Annotated in this window: 14 protein-coding genes; 8 read left to right on the top strand and 6 right to left on the bottom strand. The window is 63.7% G+C overall.

The window, feature by feature from the left end; all coding sequences use genetic code 11:
* Window positions 1-492: 492 nt before the first annotated feature.
* The gene (locus AB0E56_RS06465) at window positions 493-1374 is read right to left on the bottom strand and encodes a helix-turn-helix transcriptional regulator (protein ID WP_359797578.1); all 882 of its coding nucleotides are present in this window, start codon (window positions 1372-1374) and stop codon (window positions 493-495) included.
* Between the two features lie 166 nt (window positions 1375-1540).
* On the opposite strand from AB0E56_RS06465, the gene AB0E56_RS06460 reads away from it, so the two are divergent.
* Both AB0E56_RS06460 and AB0E56_RS06455 read left to right on the top strand, forming a co-directional pair.
* Window positions 1541-2566, top strand: a complete 1026-nt coding sequence (locus AB0E56_RS06460) for a zinc-dependent alcohol dehydrogenase family protein (RefSeq protein WP_359797576.1) — start codon at window positions 1541-1543, stop codon at window positions 2564-2566.
* Window positions 2567-2667: 101 nt separating this feature from the next.
* On the top strand, window positions 2668-3429 hold the full coding sequence (locus tag AB0E56_RS06455; RefSeq protein WP_359797574.1) for a glucose 1-dehydrogenase: 762 nt from the start codon (window positions 2668-2670) through the stop codon (window positions 3427-3429).
* A gap of 959 nt (window positions 3430-4388) precedes the next feature.
* Here AB0E56_RS06455 and AB0E56_RS06450 read toward each other — a convergent pair.
* Window positions 4389-5528 carry a tyrosine-type recombinase/integrase gene (locus AB0E56_RS06450; RefSeq protein WP_359797572.1) on the bottom strand — a complete coding sequence of 380 codons (1140 nt, stop codon included), beginning with the start codon at window positions 5526-5528 and terminating at the stop codon, window positions 4389-4391.
* Window positions 5529-5891: 363 nt separating this feature from the next.
* Between AB0E56_RS06450 and AB0E56_RS06445 the strand changes: the two genes are divergently transcribed.
* The 3 genes from AB0E56_RS06445 (at window position 5892) to AB0E56_RS06435 (ending at window position 7534) form a co-directional block, all read left to right on the top strand.
* On the top strand, window positions 5892-6125 hold the full coding sequence (locus tag AB0E56_RS06445; RefSeq protein WP_359797570.1) for a helix-turn-helix domain-containing protein: 234 nt from the start codon (window positions 5892-5894) through the stop codon (window positions 6123-6125).
* A gap of 188 nt (window positions 6126-6313) precedes the next feature.
* Window positions 6314-7069: a hypothetical protein gene (locus AB0E56_RS06440; RefSeq protein WP_359797568.1), complete on the top strand. Its 756-nt coding sequence runs from the start codon at window positions 6314-6316 to the stop codon at window positions 7067-7069.
* A gap of 87 nt (window positions 7070-7156) precedes the next feature.
* Window positions 7157-7534 (top strand): hypothetical protein, encoded by a 378-nt coding sequence (locus AB0E56_RS06435; RefSeq protein WP_359797566.1) that lies wholly within the window; start codon window positions 7157-7159, stop codon window positions 7532-7534.
* A gap of 401 nt (window positions 7535-7935) precedes the next feature.
* Here the strand turns inward: AB0E56_RS06435 and AB0E56_RS06430 are convergent, their stop codons facing one another.
* The gene (locus AB0E56_RS06430; RefSeq protein WP_359797564.1) at window positions 7936-8295 is read right to left on the bottom strand and encodes a hypothetical protein; all 360 of its coding nucleotides are present in this window, start codon (window positions 8293-8295) and stop codon (window positions 7936-7938) included.
* Between the two features lie 163 nt (window positions 8296-8458).
* Window positions 8459-8635: a hypothetical protein gene (locus AB0E56_RS06425; protein ID WP_359797563.1), complete on the bottom strand. Its 177-nt coding sequence runs from the start codon at window positions 8633-8635 to the stop codon at window positions 8459-8461.
* A gap of 60 nt (window positions 8636-8695) precedes the next feature.
* Here AB0E56_RS06425 and AB0E56_RS06420 point away from each other — a divergent pair, with 60 nt between their 5' ends.
* From AB0E56_RS06420 to AB0E56_RS06410, 3 genes are read left to right on the top strand one after another with little or no spacing between them, the layout of a single operon-like run.
* Window positions 8696-9928 carry an ATP-binding protein gene (locus tag AB0E56_RS06420; protein WP_359797562.1) on the top strand — a complete coding sequence of 411 codons (1233 nt, stop codon included), beginning with the start codon at window positions 8696-8698 and terminating at the stop codon, window positions 9926-9928.
* A 17-nt stretch (window positions 9929-9945) separates the two neighbouring features.
* Window positions 9946-10209: a helix-turn-helix transcriptional regulator gene (locus AB0E56_RS06415; protein WP_359797561.1), complete on the top strand. Its 264-nt coding sequence runs from the start codon at window positions 9946-9948 to the stop codon at window positions 10207-10209.
* Window positions 10206-10640 (top strand): hypothetical protein, encoded by a 435-nt coding sequence (locus tag AB0E56_RS06410; RefSeq protein ID WP_359797560.1) that lies wholly within the window; start codon window positions 10206-10208, stop codon window positions 10638-10640. Before AB0E56_RS06415 ends, AB0E56_RS06410 begins: the two co-directional genes overlap by 4 nt.
* Window positions 10641-10682: 42 nt before the next feature.
* Here AB0E56_RS06410 and AB0E56_RS06405 read toward each other — a convergent pair whose 3' ends face one another.
* Both AB0E56_RS06405 and AB0E56_RS06400 read right to left on the bottom strand, forming a co-directional pair.
* Complete coding sequence (locus AB0E56_RS06405; protein ID WP_359797558.1) at window positions 10683-11579, bottom strand: DUF6602 domain-containing protein; 897 nt, start codon at window positions 11577-11579, stop codon at window positions 10683-10685.
* Between the two features lie 22 nt (window positions 11580-11601).
* Window positions 11602-16485 carry a type ISP restriction/modification enzyme gene (locus tag AB0E56_RS06400; RefSeq protein WP_359797556.1) on the bottom strand — a complete coding sequence of 1628 codons (4884 nt, stop codon included), beginning with the start codon at window positions 16483-16485 and terminating at the stop codon, window positions 11602-11604.
* Window positions 16486-16655: the final 170 nt, after the last annotated feature.

Genomic DNA, 16655 nt, shown 5'->3' with positions numbered 1-16655 from the left:
CACACCTTCTACCAATACGTCGTCCCCGAAGGCTCGCTGACGATGCAGCGGTGGGCGCACTCTCTGGTGGTATGACGTCCAGGGTGGATCTGTGATCAACTGTCGTTCAGCCACACCGTTTTGAGTGAGCATCGGAAAGAGGCGAGCCCATGCGATCTTGGCTGATCTTCATAGGAAGCGTTGGCGCCGCCCTGATTCTCCTCGCCCTGCTTGCGACTGGCTTACCGTCAGCGTCACCGATGATCTTCCTCATCGGTACTCCGATCGTCGTCATCGGTGCCGGCTTGGGAGCCAAGTTCGTCCAGCGCAGGAACAGAGCCTTGCGGCGTGAAAGCCTCAAGCTGGGGCAGCGCCCTTAGTGATCGCGAGCTTCATCGTGGCGTGAGCCACGCCAGCCCGAAAAGGAGACGGCAATGCCCCGGACGGAGTCTGGCAGGGGCGTGGCGTCGTGCGCTGTGGCGTTCATGGTTCCTTCGGGAGAGATGGAGGCCTTTAGACGGAGGCATGGCGGGCGCGGTCGGCGATGTTCTCGGTGGCGGCCCAGGAAGCCAGGAGCTTCAACCCTTCCGCGCTGGGGCTGTCGGGTATCGCGGGGTAGACCGTGAGGGAAAGCCCCGGATCGCCTTCGAGTTCGAGGGTCTGGAAAGTGAGTTCGAGCAGTCCGATGACGGGGTGACGGAACTGCTTCATGCCCGTGTAATGGTGACGGACGTCGTGTGCCGCCCAGCGGGCTCGGAACTCGTCGCTGCGCATCGACAGCTCGCCGACGAGCGAGGCGAGCTGGGCGTCGTGCGGGCTTCGGCCCGCTTCTCTGCGCAGCATCTGGACGTTGATGTTCGCGGCGCGATTCCAGTCCGGGTAGAAGTCCGCGGCCCGCGGGTCCAGGAAGATGAACCGCGAGTGATTGGCCGGTCTGAGCGTGCCGCGGAACATCTCTGAGTTCATCGCGTAGCCGAGGTCGTTGGCCGCAAGGATGTCCATGCGGTTGTTCGCGATCGTCGCCGGGGCGTCGCGGATGCTGTCGAGCAGATACTGCAGCTCCGGACGCACGGCTGCGACGGGCGCTGTCTTGGTGGGACGACGGGGGTTGTCGTTCTGATGGCGGGCCATGTCGAACAGGTGCTCTCGCTCGGCGTCGTCCAGGGATAGGGCGTGGGCGATGGCTGTGAGGATGCTGTCGGACGTGCCTGAGAGGTTTCCCCGCTCGAGGCGCGTGTAGTAGTCGACGCTGACACCGGCCAGGAGCGCGACCTCTTCGCGGCGGAGACCTGTCACACGTCGGCGGGTGCCGAAGCTTTGGATGCCCACCTGTTCGGGGGTGATGCGGGCGCGACGGGTGGTGAGGAAGTCACGGACCTCTTCGCGGTTGCTCATGCCTCCACGCTAAGCCGATTCGCGTGATCTATGGAGGGGCTGTCAGAACCGGGTTAGACAGCGCCTGGCACGCCAGCGCAGAACGGCGTCTGATGGTACTCAGCAACTCCGACGTTCGCGGCTCATCCGCGGTGTCGGAAACAGCACGAATCGAAGGAGTCCCACCATGCGTGGAGTAGTCATGTACGCCCCCGGCGACGTCCGCGTCGAAGAACGAACCGATCCCACGATCGTCGAGCCGACGGATGCCGTGATCCGGGTCACGGCATCCTGCGTCTGCGGCTCAGACCTGCACCCGTACCGCGGGGTGGAGCCGCTCGGCGAGCACCCGCAGCCGATGGGCCATGAGTACGTGGGTGTTGTGACAGAGATCGGCGATCAGGTCAGCACCGTCAAGGTGGGCGACTTCGTCGTGGGGTCCTTCTGGGCGTCCGACAACACGTGCGATATCTGCCGCACGGGCTACCAGTCGCACTGTGTGCACCGCGTGCTCATGGGGACCATTGGCACGCAGGCCGAGTATGCCCGCATCCCTCTCGCCGACGGCACACTGGTCGCTACCCCCGGACAGCCGGAGGCGGACCTCGTCCCGCATCTGCTCGCGGCCTCCGACGTCCTGGGAACGGGATGGTTCGCCGCTGTCGCCGCGGAAGCAGGTCCTGGCAAGACGGTCGTAGTCGTCGGTGACGGTGCGGTCGGTCTCCTGGGAATCCTCGCCGCGAAGCAGCTGGGCGCCGAGCGCATCATCGCGATGTCCCGTCACGCCGATCGGCAGGCGCTTGCTCGTCACTTCGGCGCCACGGACATCGTCGAAGAACGCGGAAACGACGGGGTGGCGAAGATCAAGGAACTCACCGACGGACTGGGCGCGCACAGCGTCATCGAAGCCGTCGGCACCCAGGAATCGATGAACCAGGCCATCCGCGCCACCCGCCCCGGTGGGCACGTCGGGTTCGTCGGCGTCTCGCACGACGTCTCCCTCGAAGGCGGAGAGCTGTTCATGTCCGGAGTGCACCTGCACGGTGGCCCGGCCCCGGTCAGGCAGTTCCTGCCCGACCTGATCCAGCTGATCTGGGACCGCAAGATCGACCCCGGCACAGTCTTCGACCTCACCCTTCCCCTGGACCAGGCCGACGAGGCCTACAGGGCCATGGACGAGCGTCGCGCCACCAAGGTCATGCTCACCGCCTGACCCATTCACCGGCTGACCGACACGCGTCGGCACCCCGGCGTGACCGGAGGGGCTCACCTCTCGCCGGCCGCCACACAACTCTTGAAGAAGGAACAACCCTCATGCTCAACTACGACTTCTCCGGCAAGACCGCCTTCGTCACCGGCGGCAGCGCCGGAATGGGCGAAGCCACCGTCCGAGCGTTCGCGAACGCCGGCGCCGCTGTCGCAATCATCGACTGGAACGGCGACGCCGCCCAGGCACTCTCCAACGAACTCAACGCTGCTGGCGCGAAGACGATCGCGATCACCTGCGACGTCTCCAACGAAGGGCAGGTCCGCGACGCCGTCGCCGCCACGGTCGACGCCTTCGGCAGCCTCGACATGGCGTTCAACAACGCGGGGATCCAGAACCCGCCCACCGACGCCTCCGTGGAGACCGAAGAGGCGTTCGACGCCACGGTCGCGGTCAACCTCAAGGGTGTGTGGGCGTCCATGAAGCACGAGCTCGTCCAGATGCGCAAGCAGGGCAGCGGCGCGATCGTGAACTGCTCCTCCCTCGGCGGGCTGGTCGGTGGAGCGGGACGCGCGACCTACCACGGCACCAAGCACGGCGTGATCGGGCAGACGAAGAGCGTCGCACTCGAGCAGGGCCAGTTCGGCATCCGCGTCAACGCCGTCTGCCCCGGCACCATCGCCACCCCCATGGTCGACCGCATGGTCGCTCGCGGCGAGTTCGACCTCGAGACCGTCGCCGCCGGGGTGCCCATCGGACGCCTCGGTCGCCCCGACGAGATCGCTGCCGCCGTCCTCTGGCTCAGCAGTGACGACGCCAGCTATGTCACCGGCGTCGCCCTGCCCGTGGACGCCGGGCACACCGCGTAAGCATTTCGCGCGAGTGCGATCGGCCCTCCGCCGAGATGTCCAAGAGTGGGCAGTGACCTGGCTGCCCACTCTTAGGGTGCGGTCGCCGCATACCCCGCCACATATCGAAAGCATGACCGAACGCGACTCGCGGCGCGGCTGTCGGGCTGACCAAAACGGTCCGCCAGAACCGGGTTACCACCCACCTCTGCGGCATGGCGGCAGCCTCCAACGAGAGTGAGTAACCAACGATCGTGATCGGACAGACCCCGCCGAGAACCCGACCCGGCAGATCATCGCTCGTCGCTGCTCGCGCTGACCGCCGAAGGCAGAACCACCCTCGAACGAGCCCGCACCGCTCTCACGGCACTGAATGAGCAGTTGACCGAGGGCTTCACCGAGACCGAACTCGATGCCGTCCAACGCTGGCTCCACCACGTCGCCAAACTAGAAAAATCGTCACCGGCCGCAACCCACAGCGACACCTGAGGCACCACCTTTTATGCGGCCTCCGCTTAGTCGTGGTGCCGCTTAGTACGCGTAGTGGATGTGCTCTCGATGATGCTGCGGGTCCTCGATCTCATCAAGGATCGCCCGCGCAAAGTCGGCACCCTCGCATCGTGGCAACAGGCCAGATGCCGCGGGGTCCCTTCTGTTATAGCTGCCGCACCGCAAGCCGACGCCGCGGCAGCGACGGTGGGGTTTGAACCCAGATCGCATCGCGGCCTCGAGAGGTCCCGCGCGGCACTCTGGTGAGGCGCTCTCCGAATCTGCACCACGGATGCACCACTCCCCACCCCGGACACGGAAAAACCCCCGATCTCTCGGGGGTTTCCATGGCGGTGACGGTGGGATTTGAACCCATATCGCAACTCTGGAACCCCCGTAGCAGCAGGCGGAATCCCCGGAATTTCGCGCTTCTTCTTCACATCTGCCCACAAGATCTCACGAGCCAGCGCAGGCGTTACGTTACCGCTGTGTTACTGCTGGAGAGCGGCTGACCTCTGAAGATCGAGAGCGGCTGCGACCTCGTCCAGGTCGTCTTCGAAGAGGTCTGCGTAGGTATCTAGCGTCATGGCAGCGCTCGCGTGCCCGAGCATCCGCTGAACAGCTTTCACGTTCGCCCCGGCACTAATCGCCAGAGAGGCGGCCGTGTGCCTCAGATCGTGCGGCGTGACGCGCGGCATCACGCCGGGGAACTCCCCTCCACGATCTTCAGCTTCGACCGCAGCGAGGGCATCTTCAGCCCGAGCCCGTTTGCTTGCTCCGGAAAACCAACCGGACTTTGCGTTTCCGGGCCTCAAGTATCCTCCGGCATCCGCTGGGAACACCAGATCGTCGGCGTTCTTGCCCTGTGTTGCGCGCGTCAGTGCGCCATCCAGGAAGCCCGGGAATACGACTGAGCGCCGCTCGTGCGTCTTGGGCGAACCGACAACGACGTGACCGTTCACGATGACGGCGTTGACGTTGACAATCAGACGACGACGCTTGAGGTCGATATCACGCACACGAAGCCCAATGGCTTCTCCCCAGCGAAGACCCGTATAGGCGAGGAACCTGACGAAGTCCGGGTACTGAGAAGCGATTGCCAAACGCTCCACCTGGGCGTGGGACAAGTAGCCGCGTGGCTTCTTCTGCTTGCGCGGAGTCTTCACCTCGCGAGCAGGATTGGACTGCAGCCGCCGGTCGCGTACCGCGCCATCCAGAATGGCCGCCAACACACCGTGGCAGCGCTTCACAGTCGTCGGCGATCGATCCCGGCTGAGTTCGGCAACCCACGTTGCCACCTCCGTGTGGCGGATGGTCCCCACGGCGCGATCACCCCACGCGGGGTCAACATGGATCCGCCAGGCACTCTCGTCGCTGTGGAATGTTGAAGGCTTGACCGCCGCCTCATGCGCGACAAGCCATTGCGCCCCGAGCTCGCCCACCGTGATGCGCGATTCGCCAGGGGCGATGTATGCACCCTGCAGCTTGGCCGACTCGACGGTGGTGATGTATGCCTCAGCGTCCCGCTTGCGCAGGAAGCCGCCTTTGCGCGCAGTCTTGCCGTCGGGCTTCCGGTAGCGAGCTTCCCAACGTTTGCCGGCCTGGGTGTCGTAGGCATATGCGCTGCCCATTGAACTCCTATGCGGTGGGTCGTGATTGATGGGGACAAATGTGAGCATACGGTGATCCGGCTGATCTCCAGAGCGCTCAGAAGCAGTCTGATGTGAGCAGATTCGTCAGTTCTGTTGATAAACGAGTGAAAAGTGATGCTAAAGTAAATCTCCCAATTGAACAGATGGCCCGAAGATCAACTAGACATAAAGGGCAAGTACGAGGTAAAGCACTTCAAAGGTCGAGCCCTCAGGGGTAGCACTTCCGCGAAGTCCAAGTACGCGATAGAGACGGTGCGAAAACGGCACCACCGACGCCAGACGGCCGGCCACACGACTAGGCGCTCGGGTCTCTTGGAAGCAAAGCTGCTCCAAGGGATCATTATGTCCGCACCCACCCTCGAGGCCACAGGTTCTTCGCTTCTCGCCTCCCTTATCTCTCCGGCGACTCTCGCCGACGCACTCGGAACAACAGAGCGCACGCTCAGCGAGTGGCGAATCCGCGGCTACGGTCCGTCGTACCTCCGCGTCGGCCGCACCGTCCGCTACCGTCCTGAGGCCGTTGACTCGTGGCTCCTCGCACAGGAGCGCAAGAGCACGGCCGAGGAGCAGCGCTGATGTCGATGCCGCAGACTGCCCCACAGCACGGACCGGATGTACCGTATGTACCGCCGATTAACTCCCCCGCATCTCTTCCGAGTCCTGCCCACGCCCTTGGAGTGGGCAAGAGTGGGCATGGCGGAGAGGTTTTCGGTTCCGACCAGGTCGTCCCCACGCGCGCCCGCCCTGTTCTTGAGGTGACGGGAGTGGGCACCGCATGGGCCTCGATGGGCGCTACCGGGCACAGTTCGTCGGTGTCTCCGGTTCAGGCAACGAATGCACTCCAGCCTCCCGGAGCGACGCCGATCCGCGCGCGAATGTGGAAGTTCTCTCTGCCGCTCCGGCACCCCGACACGGGGCGCCTCTTCGCCGACATCGACCACCTCAGTGCCGGACTCCAGCGCAGATCAATCGACCGCTATATGTGGCTGATCCATGACCGCGACGAGGGTTCCGCTCCTCACTTGCAGGGTGCGTTGCGTCTGACGAACTCCCGCACATCGACGCAGTTATCCTCGATTCTCGGCCTGCCGGCTACGGCGCTGCGTCCGCTTCGCGACCGTTCTGGTCAACACGGGGCGTTCGAGAGGTACTGCCGCTACCTGCTGCACGAGAGCATCGAGGCACAGGAAGATGGCAAGTTCCACTACTCCGACTCCGCAGTGCACTCCAATTTCGACTTTCGCGACATGATCGACCGCTACTTCGGCTTCGCAGCCTCCGGATGCGTTCCTACTGTTGAGTCGACGGACCAGATCCGCCTCAAGGTCTACAACGGCGACATGACTCCGTCGGAGGTGCATGCCCTGCATCCGATGATCTTCATCCGCAACCACAAGAGCCTCGAAGAGCTCTATCACAAGGGGCGGCACGACCGTGAGATCGCCACCACACTCGCAGAGCGCGCTGCCCGTGAGGGCGAAAGCGCAAGTGACTCGTCGGCGGAGATTCGTGCCGCGTAGTCGTCAGACCGCATTCGGCGGCAATCACCAGACCGAGCGCCGCGAGCCGGGGCTGCATTTGAACACAACGATCGATAGGACCCAACCATGAGGAAGACGAGATCACAGCTGCGCGCGGAGCAGATTGCCCAGTTGCAAGCAGAACAGGCGGAGCACGAGAGAAGCGTCGAGACGGCGGTGAAGGTCGCAAAGTACGCCCGTTGCGCTGTCGTTGAGGAGCTCTACGAACTGCTCGATGTGCGGGCCGAACACAAACCAAGGGAGAGCAAGAACGGAGTCATTCAGGTCTCGACCGACAGGGATGAGACGAAGAGGACGACTCGGCTCCTTGACGCCGTCACCCAGCTATTGGCGTCGCGCGAGGACTCATTGACGTTCGAAGCCGACTGGGGGCGAACAGTCCTCAGCCCCAACGAGACCGCCCAGTTCGCTGGCACAGCCGGAGACTTGATCCCGACCACCTAAACCAGCTTCCGCGGCAACGCTCCAAAGATGAAACCCCGCGCGATCGTTGGATCGTGCGGGGTTTCGTGGGAACATGCTCTCCCATCTCGGCTCAACAGTGTGGGAACGCAGTTTCTTGGGCTCTCAGTCGGCAGAGGGCGGCACGCCTTGCCGCCCTCTGCCGCTCCCGCCATCGCCTGTTCCGAGGACCTCAGCCTCGATCTTCGCGAACGCCCGAGCTTGGGCCACCCACACCGCGGCAACAGTGTGTGTGAGGTTTTCGCGGTGCTGCACAGCGAGGTGATTCCATGCCAACCGGTCGTCATTAGTCATCCGCGCTTGACCATCGGCCAGAAATCGAGCGGTCTCATCAAAGAGCCGTAGCCGGTGTGCATCGAACTCATTGCGCCAACCGTTCGAATTCACTGGCTGGCCTCACGTCGCACGCCCCACTCCGGCCGGTGGGCTTCAATATCGTCGAGTGCGTTTTCCAGTTCGGCGCGCGTCATCGTTACGGTGGCGAGCACGCTCTTCCCCGCAAGCGCGACGTTGTATTCGTCGGCGTGGCGGTCGTGGCAGGCGATAATCGTCTGTTCCTCTCGATGTCCGCGAGCAGCAGGGAAAGTCAGTCGCCATCGATCGAAGATGACTTCGTCTTTCCAGACCCTGTCAGACACCCACCCCCGGGAGGTCAACAACTGATCCAGCTCGTCATCGTACGCACCGCAATCCAGGCCGTACGGCCAGGTGCTCTCTCCGTAGGGATACTCCGCGTCGGTCATGCGGCCAACGTAGGGCACATATAGAACGAACGACTTATCTCCCCGACCAGCTAGACACGCAGTTTGATTGTTCTTACTCAGACATGAGTGAGTTCGGTATCCGAAATCTCATGTGTGACACGCCGACGTTGCCGGTCAGTGGCTCATCGCAATCCCGAGAAATCTACTCGAACGGATCGATCACCGTGTGCACGCCGTGCAACGGGCAGATGAAGCTGATCCGCATGCCCTCGGCTGTCTCGAACGGCACCGGCTCGCAGTCACGCTGGCACTCAGGGCACGTCCTGTGCAACTCTCGCCCCTTGGCATCTTCGCCGTGCGGGCTGTCTACGAACGACATGCCGCCTCCCCGTGCTCGATAACCTTATCAAGAGAGCTGGGGGCTGATAAAGTTATCAGCATGCGCGATGCTCTCGACAATCCGTTCAGCCCCGGCTCCGACACTATCCCGGAGGTCTGGGCGGGGCGTACCGAGCAACTGAGCGACTGGCGTGATGTCGTCCGCCCTCGCCGGCTTGCCGGCCTCTCTGAGCGCGGCCGGACGATCCTCGGGGAGCCGGGGCTCGGGAAGTCCACCCTGGTCCGCAGGATCGCGCAGGAGGCGTCTCGTGCCGGGGACTGGGTCACCCCGCAGCTGCGCATCCCCGCCGGCAGCGACCCCCTCAAGCTCGTCGCCGACGCCGTGCTGAAGCTCGCGGACGCTGCGGGTCTTCCCACCTCGCGCGAGAAGCGCATCGGAGATGCGATCTCCCGCGTGCAGGCCGTGGCCGCCTCCGGCATCTCGCTCACCCTCCGCAGCGTCGACGGACCCGAGCCGTACTCGGCGCTCACAGATCTGCTGATCGAGGTCGGCGTCGCGGCGATCGCGCGGGGCGACGTCATGGCGCTGATCCACATTGACGAGATCCAGAACATCACCGACGAGAAGGCTCTCTCGCAGCTGCTGATCGCGCTCGGCGACACCCTCACCCACGAGCTTGAGGTCGATGTCCCCGGTGGCGCGCGCGTCCGACGGTCCCTGCCTCTTGCCGTCTATCTCACGGGCCTGCCCGACTTCGAGGACATGGCTGGCGCGCGCAAGGGTGCGACCTTCGCGCGGCGCTTCAAAACGACCACGCTCTCTGCGATCGACGACGAGGACCTCGCCGCGGCGTTGCAGGAGTTCGTGCTCGACGGGTGGGAGGTGCCCGACGGCGCCGGCAGCACAACCCGTGTCCGGATGGACCCGGACGCCGCGGCGATGATCGTCGACATCTGCCGAGGTGAGCCGTTCCTGTTCCAGCTGGCCGGCGAGCAGGCCTGGTACGCCGGCACCACGCAGACCATCACCGCGGACCAGGTGCGGCAGGGCTGGCGTGGCGCTCAGCGTGAGGCCACGGCGCACGTCGAGCGCATCCTCGAGCGCCTCCCCGCACGTGAGAAGCAACTGCTCCAGGCGATGGCCGCGCTCCCACGTACTGAGCGCACGCTCACCCGCATCGCAGAGGCGATGGGCTTCTCCAAGGTCACCGACGCCGGCCCAACCGCCCAGCGTCTCGATACCGTGCGTGGCATCATCGACCGTGGCAAGCCCTACTCATTCCGGCACCGCGCGGTCGAGGCATACCTCACCAGCGACTGGCCGAGCATCTGAGATCTGGAGGTACCACCATGGCACGCACATCATCCGCCGCAGCCGTCCAACTCGGAACAACGCTCCGGGAGCTCCGCTTGCAACGCGGGCTCACCATCGATCAGCTCGCCGCGGCTAGCGGCATCGACTCTTCCAACGTGCGTAGCTACGAAAGGGGCAGGGCGATGATGAACGTCAAGACCCTCGTGCGCCTCGCTGAGGCACTGGAAGCGGAGTCCGGCGATCTTCTCTCGGGAGTCACCGCGGCGATATTCGACGCAGATCTGCAGGTGGACGCATGACCGTCCACGCCTCCGATTCCTCCGAGCAGCGCACGGCCGAGCGAGCCATCATCGCGGCTGTTGCCGAGCAGTTGAACGTGACGCTCGCGCCGGCACGGATCGCGATCGACGATGCGCACGTCGAGATCGACGGAGCGAGCCCCGATCGCACCGTGCTCGTCGAGGCCTACGCCCGCGTCGGAGCGCTCAAGGGTGCCCAGCCGCGCAAGCTCGCCACCGACGCATTCAAGCTCGCCTGGGCAGGCCAGAAGGTCGGTGCTGTCCGACTCGTCATCGCTGTCGCCGATGAGGCGGCGGCGCAGTATCTTCGCCGCCCCGGCGCCTGGCTCACGGCTGCGATCCGGGACGCCGGCATCGAGGTCCTCGTCGCTGACATCGGTGACTCTCTGCGCGAATCGATCATCGCCGCTCAGGCACGGCAGTACCGCTGAGGTGAGCCCCCGGGAGCTCACCAGCCGTGCCGGCACCGCCGATCAGTGATACTCCGGGCGCCATTCATCATCGCTGAACATCCGGTACGGCAGTTTCTTCAGGACCTCTGCGCTGTAGATGCCCTCGAGCGGCCAGCGACGCAGCATCCCTTCACCGACACCCTGCGTACCTGTCAGCCTGAATCCATCGGCGAGCGGTTGCAGAGCTGGATCATGGTACGCGAGCTTCGTGATCAGACCGGCAATGAAGCTCGCCACCGGAGCGATGCTTTCCTCTGGATTGCTGAACGCATAGCCGGCGGACGCGACGGGCATATTCACTGCACCGTCTGACATCGCTGACATCGCTTCCCCAGGGACCCATGCCACTCTGCCTGCTGTCACGCAGGCGAGGTCGGGTACGCAGATGAAATCCAAGAGCTCGCGGGGATGCGACACGCTTGCCTGAGCTGCTTCCACGTGAGTCTTCAGTACGCTCAACGGGTCCGCCTGCCACGCGTGCGATAGGGATAGAAGCCCATACGGATACGCGCCGTGCAGCTCGCGTCTGGGACTGCCTTTCCGCACGTGCATCGATCGCCTGAGGGTGATCGCACTGTCGACGGCTTCACGGATTCCCTGTGGCTTCAGCGTCGATTTCACGCTGAATGCGGCTGCGACTCCGGAAGCCATGATGTTCGGATCATCGCGAAGCGCTGGCGGGTAGGACGGGCGAAGGATGACGATATCGGTCTCGAAGAGCTTGTCGCCGATCTCTGGAACGATGTACTTGCGCATGACGACCTCGTAGGACGGCGGGAGCCACTCCTTCAGGAACGCCACCCAGGTCTGCTCTGCGATGTGGCCAGCGTGCTGCGGGTCAGTCCTCGCGCCCTCGAATGCCTTCGCGTGTGACCGCTTTGCATTATCGGCCCACTCGAGTAGCTTCTCGTGATGCACTTGGGCTCGAGATGAGACTCCCTCAGCCACCAGCAACCTCCAGCCCCGGTAGCCCCTTCACGATCTTCATCGTCTCGGTGCTCACCGTCGTGATCCTGCTGATGAGGTCGAGGATGTACCGCTCGTCGCCGTGCTCGGCGCCCCAGGCGTTGGGATCGTTGACGATGCCTGATGGCTTGTCGGCCTTAACCTGGTAGCGCTCGAGGATCCAGTCGAGCGCGGAGCGGGAACCGAGCATGTACTCGTGAGCCTCGGCCGGGATGCCTGTGAGGGTGATGTCGTCGTTGTAGATGACGGTGCTTTTGTCGACGCCCTTGCCGGCCTTCCCGTAACGCATCTTTGTCACGCGCAGCGAGGCGTCCTCGCGTTCGGTGACCGTCAGCGGATACTTCTCCGCGCTCTCGTAGTTCAGGTGCAGGTCGCTGAGCGCGCGACCAGCCTTCACGAACTCCCGGAAGGCCTTCACCTTCGGGATCCGCGGCAACATCTTCTTCAGATCCGACTCGAACTCGGCGCGATACTCGGGCGAGTGCAGCAGCCCGTAGACGTAGAAGAAGACGTCGTCCTTCGTGACCTTCTTGTCGTAGGTGTCTTGGAAGTCGCGGAGGATCTCGTCGGTGATGTTGTCGACGCGCTCGTACTTCGGAGCGTTCTCGCTGGTGCCGCTGAGGTCGAGACGCCCCTCGATCTCATCGAAAACGGGCAGTGTCCCGGAGCCGGGGAACAGCGTCGTCGGATCGTCCTCGATCTCGCGGTAGGTGTAACGCGGGAAGAACTGGCCGCCACTGCCGGCTCCTGTGACGTGCAGGTCGGGAATGCAGTCGAGCATGAGCACGGAGAACGGTACGACCGAGCCGGCCCCGACGTAGTAAATGCCGACGTTTGGCGTGCTCGACGAAGGGAACACCTGCCTCAGCTGACCTTGACGGTGGTTGAGAGTCGGATCGAAGTAGACGTTCTGCTTGAAGAAGGGGCGATACATGCCGATGTACTCAAGGTGCTTCTTCACTACCTGGATTGTTGTGTCTCGCACGAACTCAGCGCGCAAGGTGCTCGTCCACTTGATCTCTGACTCAGGCTGACGAGTGAAGGCAGCCGCATCCTTCGGTGAGCCCGCATCTCGCCACATCTGCCGAGCATCTTGGAAGGCAGAGATCATCCCGGTGACCTGCTGCTTCAGCGGCGCCGACGCAGAGGAATACACCCAGGCGTCCCGCCCAGACTCCAAACCTCGGCCAAAGTTGCCGAACACCCGGGTCTCGCGTGCTTTCGCCTTGTCCTTCTCGCCGATTGGGGTGAACCTCGCGAATGCATCGCTGCGCTTGCCCGTCCAGTCGCCTTCCGGCGACGGTTCGATCTGCGTCCACGGCATCCCACTCACCGAGCCGAAGTCGGCGATCTTGCCGAGCTTCTGCTCGGTGGTGAGGTAGTCGCCAATGTCGTAGTAGTAGAGCTTTCCCGGAGCCTGCTGCTGCGGGTTTTTCACGAGCAGCAGGATCGCGACAGTCGTCCGGGCGCCCTGCCCGAAGACATTGTCCTTCTCCATGCGCCGGCGCTCGCCCGCGGTGCGGGCGTTCCCTCGCAGGTTGAACACATACACGCTGGTGAACTCGTCGATCAACGAAAGGCGAAGACCGTCTGCCGTGTTCCCGTCGATGTAGCCGCCATTGGAGACGTAGCCGACGATCCCCTCGTCACCGATGCGGTCCGAGGCCCAGCGCATCGCGCGAATGTAGCTGTCGTAGAGGTTGTTCTTGTTCGTGGCCGTCGACCGTGCTGCATAGGTGTCACGGATGTGAACGTCGAGGGTCGGGTAGCTGTTGTTCTGGTTGTCGTCGTTGCCCGAGCTCTGGCCCTTGGAGTACGGTGGGTTGCCGATGACGACGCGGATGTCGCGCTCTTTCTGCTTGATCACCCGGTCGTTGTTGGCCGCGAAGACGCCGAGGTCGTCCATCTTGTCGTCGTCCTCGAACATCTGGAAGGTGTCCGTGAGCACGATGCCGTCGAAGGGTACGTAGTTGCCGCCCTGCAGCGAGTGGTAGGTCTCCTCGACGTTGATCGCGGCGACGTAGTAGGCGAGCAGCACGATCTCGTTGGCGTGCAGCTCGTAGCGGTACTTCCGCGCGAGATCCGTCGGCTTGATGAGGCCTGACTGGAGCAGCCGGACGATGAAGGTGCCCGTTCCAGTGAACGGGTCCAGCACGTGCACGCCCTCATCCGAGAGCGACGAGTCGAACTCGTCCTTCAGGATGTCGTCGACGGAATGGATGATGAAGTCCACGATCTCGTTGGGCGTGTAGACGATGCCGAGCTTCTCGCTGGTCTTGGAGAACGCGGTGGAGAAGAACTTCTCGTAGAGCTCCTTGACGATCGTCTGCTTGGCGCCAGCGTCGTCGATGTCGGCAGCCCTAGTCCTGACACTCTCGTAGAACTGCTCGAGCTTGTCGGTCTCGTTCTCGAGGTTCTGACCGTCGAGGACCTCGACCATCCGGTTCATCACCTGAGAGACGGGGTTGTTCTCGCTGAACGCGTAGCCCTCGAACAGGGCGTCGAATACCGGCTGCGTGATCAGGTGCTGAGAGAGCATCTGGACGGCATCGTCGTGCGAGATGTCGGGGTTGAGGTTCAGCCGGAGACCTTCGGTGAACGCCTCGAACTCCTCGCGGATGCGCTTGTTCTTTCCGCCGATGAGCCCCTCGATGCGCAGCGTGTGCGCCCGGGCGATCTCGGCGACGTCCTTGGCCCAGTTTTCCCAGTACCGCCGCTCGCCGACCTTCTGGACGATCTTCGTCAGGATCGCGTCCCGCCATGCCTCGATCTTGGAGAAGTCCAGCTGCTGCTGGGCTGCAACCTTGTCCGTCCCAGTGACGACCGGATCACCCGAGTCGTCGTCGCTCTTACCGCCGCCCATGCCGATCACATCGACCATCAGCCGATCGGTCTTCTTGGTGAGATCGAGCTTGTTGACCTCGGCGTCGAAGCGCTCGTCGTGCGCGCGCAGCGCCTGGAGCACCTGCCACACGACCCGATACTTGTCGTTGTTGTTCAGTGCCTCAGAGGGAGTGACCCCCGAGGGCACGGCGATCGGGAGGATCACGTAGCCGTAGCGCTTGCCGACCATCTTGCGCATGACGCGACCGACCGACTGGACTACGTCGACCACGGACTTGCGCGGGTTCATGAACATCACGGCATCCAGCGCCGGCACGTCCACACCCTCGGACAGGCATTTCGCGTTGGAGAGCACTCTCACCGTGTTCGTGGGTGCTGCTTCCTTCAGCCAGTCGATCTTGGCGTTACGCACCAGCATGGACTGCGTGCCATCTACGTGGTCGGCCTGGACATGAAGCAGCTGTGAGGTGTCCTCACCGGCTTCGGTGAGCCGTTCGATCTCGCCCTCGACAACCTGCTGAAAGGCATTCGCGAGCTTCTTGGAGGTGTTGATGTTCTGCGCGAACATGACCGCGCGCTGCATAGGAATCGGATCGTCGTCGTACTCGGTGGGGATCACCGACCTCTTGGCCAGGCCGTTCCAGGTCCCGACGATCTTCGCCGTGTCCTCCATTGCGAGCTCGTAGCCGTCGCGTGCCATCAGTGATTGGAACTCGCGGGCGATGAACTCCTCGTCGACGGCGAGCACGAGCACCTTGTAGTCGGTGAGCCGGCCCATCGAGACCGCCTTGCCGAAGCCGAGGCGGTGGAACTCGGGACCGTAGATGTCGACATCGTCCATGTCGGCGAGCTTCGCGCCCACCTCGCCGGCCTTCTTGCGGGTGCCGTCGGAGAAGATCCGCGGCGTCGCGGTCATGTACAAGCGCTTCTGGCCCGCGACGAAGCTTTGGTCGTGCACCTTCATGAACGCGCTCTCGTCGTCTGAGGTGAGAGCGGCCCCCGTGGTCCGGTGCGCCTCGTCACAGATGATGAGATCGAACTCGGGTAGGCCCAGGCCCTGGGCCTTCGAGATCACCGGGAGCGACTGATACGTCGAGAACACGACGGTGATCCGGTCGGAGGCGTCGCCCTTGCCGACCTGTGTGAGAAGCGCGGAGGCGTTCGTGGTCGCGGGATAGGCGAGATCGGTGACCGGGATATCCTCCTCGGTGCGGCGCTTGCCCACCGAGACGTCAGAGCACACCGCGAACGCCCGTAGCGGCACCTCCCCCTGGATCGTCCACTCCTTCAGCGTCTGGCTGAGCAGAGCGATCGAGGGCACGAGGAACAGCACGGTCCCGCCGCGTGGGACCACCTTCTCGGCGAGCCGGAGGGAGGTGAAGGTCTTACCGGTCCCGCAGGCCATGATGAGCTTGCCGCGGTCTTGCTCGGAGAAGCCCGCCAGCACGTCCTTGATCGCGGTCTGCTGGTAGTCGAACGGGTTCTTGCGCGGCTTGGTCGCCAGGTCTCCGGGCTCGTCCCAAACGAACTGCGACCAGTCGATCGACGACTCGTCGAGGTCCTGCACGCGCAGCCGCTCGACGGGGATGTTCTGGCCGGCGATCGCCTCCTCGGCGTTCTTGCCCCAGGTGTCGGAGGTGGACACGATCAGCCGTGAGACGAACTCCGCGGCCCCGTCGGGACCCACCTTCCCAGAGGCCGAAAGGAATGAGTCGAGCATCGCCTTGGTGACGGTCGTCTTCGGAGCGAAGAACTTGCACTGGATCGCCGTGAGCTCGCCGCTGTCGCGGCTGCGTGCTACCAGGTCGATCCCGGTGTCGGGCCTGTTGCCGCGGCCGGGGTACTCGCTCCAGCGCCACACCTCGTCGAAGAGCTGTGCGTACTGAGCGTCGATTTTCAGGAAAGCCTGGATGAGACGCTCGAAATGCGCGCCCTTGTCGTACTCGTCGAACGCGACATTGCGGTACTGCTCCAGCACATCGTGAATGCTCCGCACGCGGGCCAGGTCAGACATAGATGCTCATTTCAACTTGTGATTCCTGCCGGAGGGCATGGGGGTGCCCACGTATAACTTATCGAGTGCAATCACTACTACAGCTCGTGCCACCCGTTAGGCGCTTTGTCTTCCTCATCGGCGCTGCCGCAGCACCACGATGGTCTGCAGCGCTGACCGATGGGGTGTGA

It is taken from the genome of Microbacterium sp. NPDC028030, from assembly GCF_040637855.1.
Taxonomy (GTDB): domain Bacteria; phylum Actinomycetota; class Actinomycetes; order Actinomycetales; family Microbacteriaceae; genus Microbacterium.
This window is presented reverse-complemented; position numbering and strand designations above follow the sequence as displayed.

Bases quoted from the DNA above. Each gene is read 5' to 3' on its own strand.
- AB0E56_RS06465 (WP_359797578.1), bottom strand. From the start codon at position 1,374: ATGAGCAACCGCGAAGAGGTCCGTGACTTCCTCACCACCCGTCGCGCC.
- AB0E56_RS06460 (WP_359797576.1), top strand. From the start codon at position 1,541: ATGCGTGGAGTAGTCATGTACGCCCCCGGCGACGTCCGCGTCGAAGAA.
- AB0E56_RS06455 (WP_359797574.1), top strand. From the start codon at position 2,668: ATGCTCAACTACGACTTCTCCGGCAAGACCGCCTTCGTCACCGGCGGC.
- AB0E56_RS06450 (WP_359797572.1), bottom strand. From the start codon at position 5,528: ATGGGCAGCGCATATGCCTACGACACCCAGGCCGGCAAACGTTGGGAA.
- AB0E56_RS06445 (WP_359797570.1), top strand. From the start codon at position 5,892: ATGTCCGCACCCACCCTCGAGGCCACAGGTTCTTCGCTTCTCGCCTCC.
- AB0E56_RS06435 (WP_359797566.1), top strand. From the start codon at position 7,157: ATGAGGAAGACGAGATCACAGCTGCGCGCGGAGCAGATTGCCCAGTTG.
- AB0E56_RS06430 (WP_359797564.1), bottom strand. From the start codon at position 8,295: ATGACCGACGCGGAGTATCCCTACGGAGAGAGCACCTGGCCGTACGGC.
- AB0E56_RS06425 (WP_359797563.1), bottom strand. From the start codon at position 8,635: ATGTCGTTCGTAGACAGCCCGCACGGCGAAGATGCCAAGGGGCGAGAG.
- AB0E56_RS06420 (WP_359797562.1), top strand. From the start codon at position 8,696: ATGCGCGATGCTCTCGACAATCCGTTCAGCCCCGGCTCCGACACTATC.
- AB0E56_RS06415 (WP_359797561.1), top strand. From the start codon at position 9,946: ATGGCACGCACATCATCCGCCGCAGCCGTCCAACTCGGAACAACGCTC.
- AB0E56_RS06410 (WP_359797560.1), top strand. From the start codon at position 10,206: ATGACCGTCCACGCCTCCGATTCCTCCGAGCAGCGCACGGCCGAGCGA.
- AB0E56_RS06400 (WP_359797556.1), bottom strand. From the start codon at position 16,485: ATGTCTGACCTGGCCCGCGTGCGGAGCATTCACGATGTGCTGGAGCAG.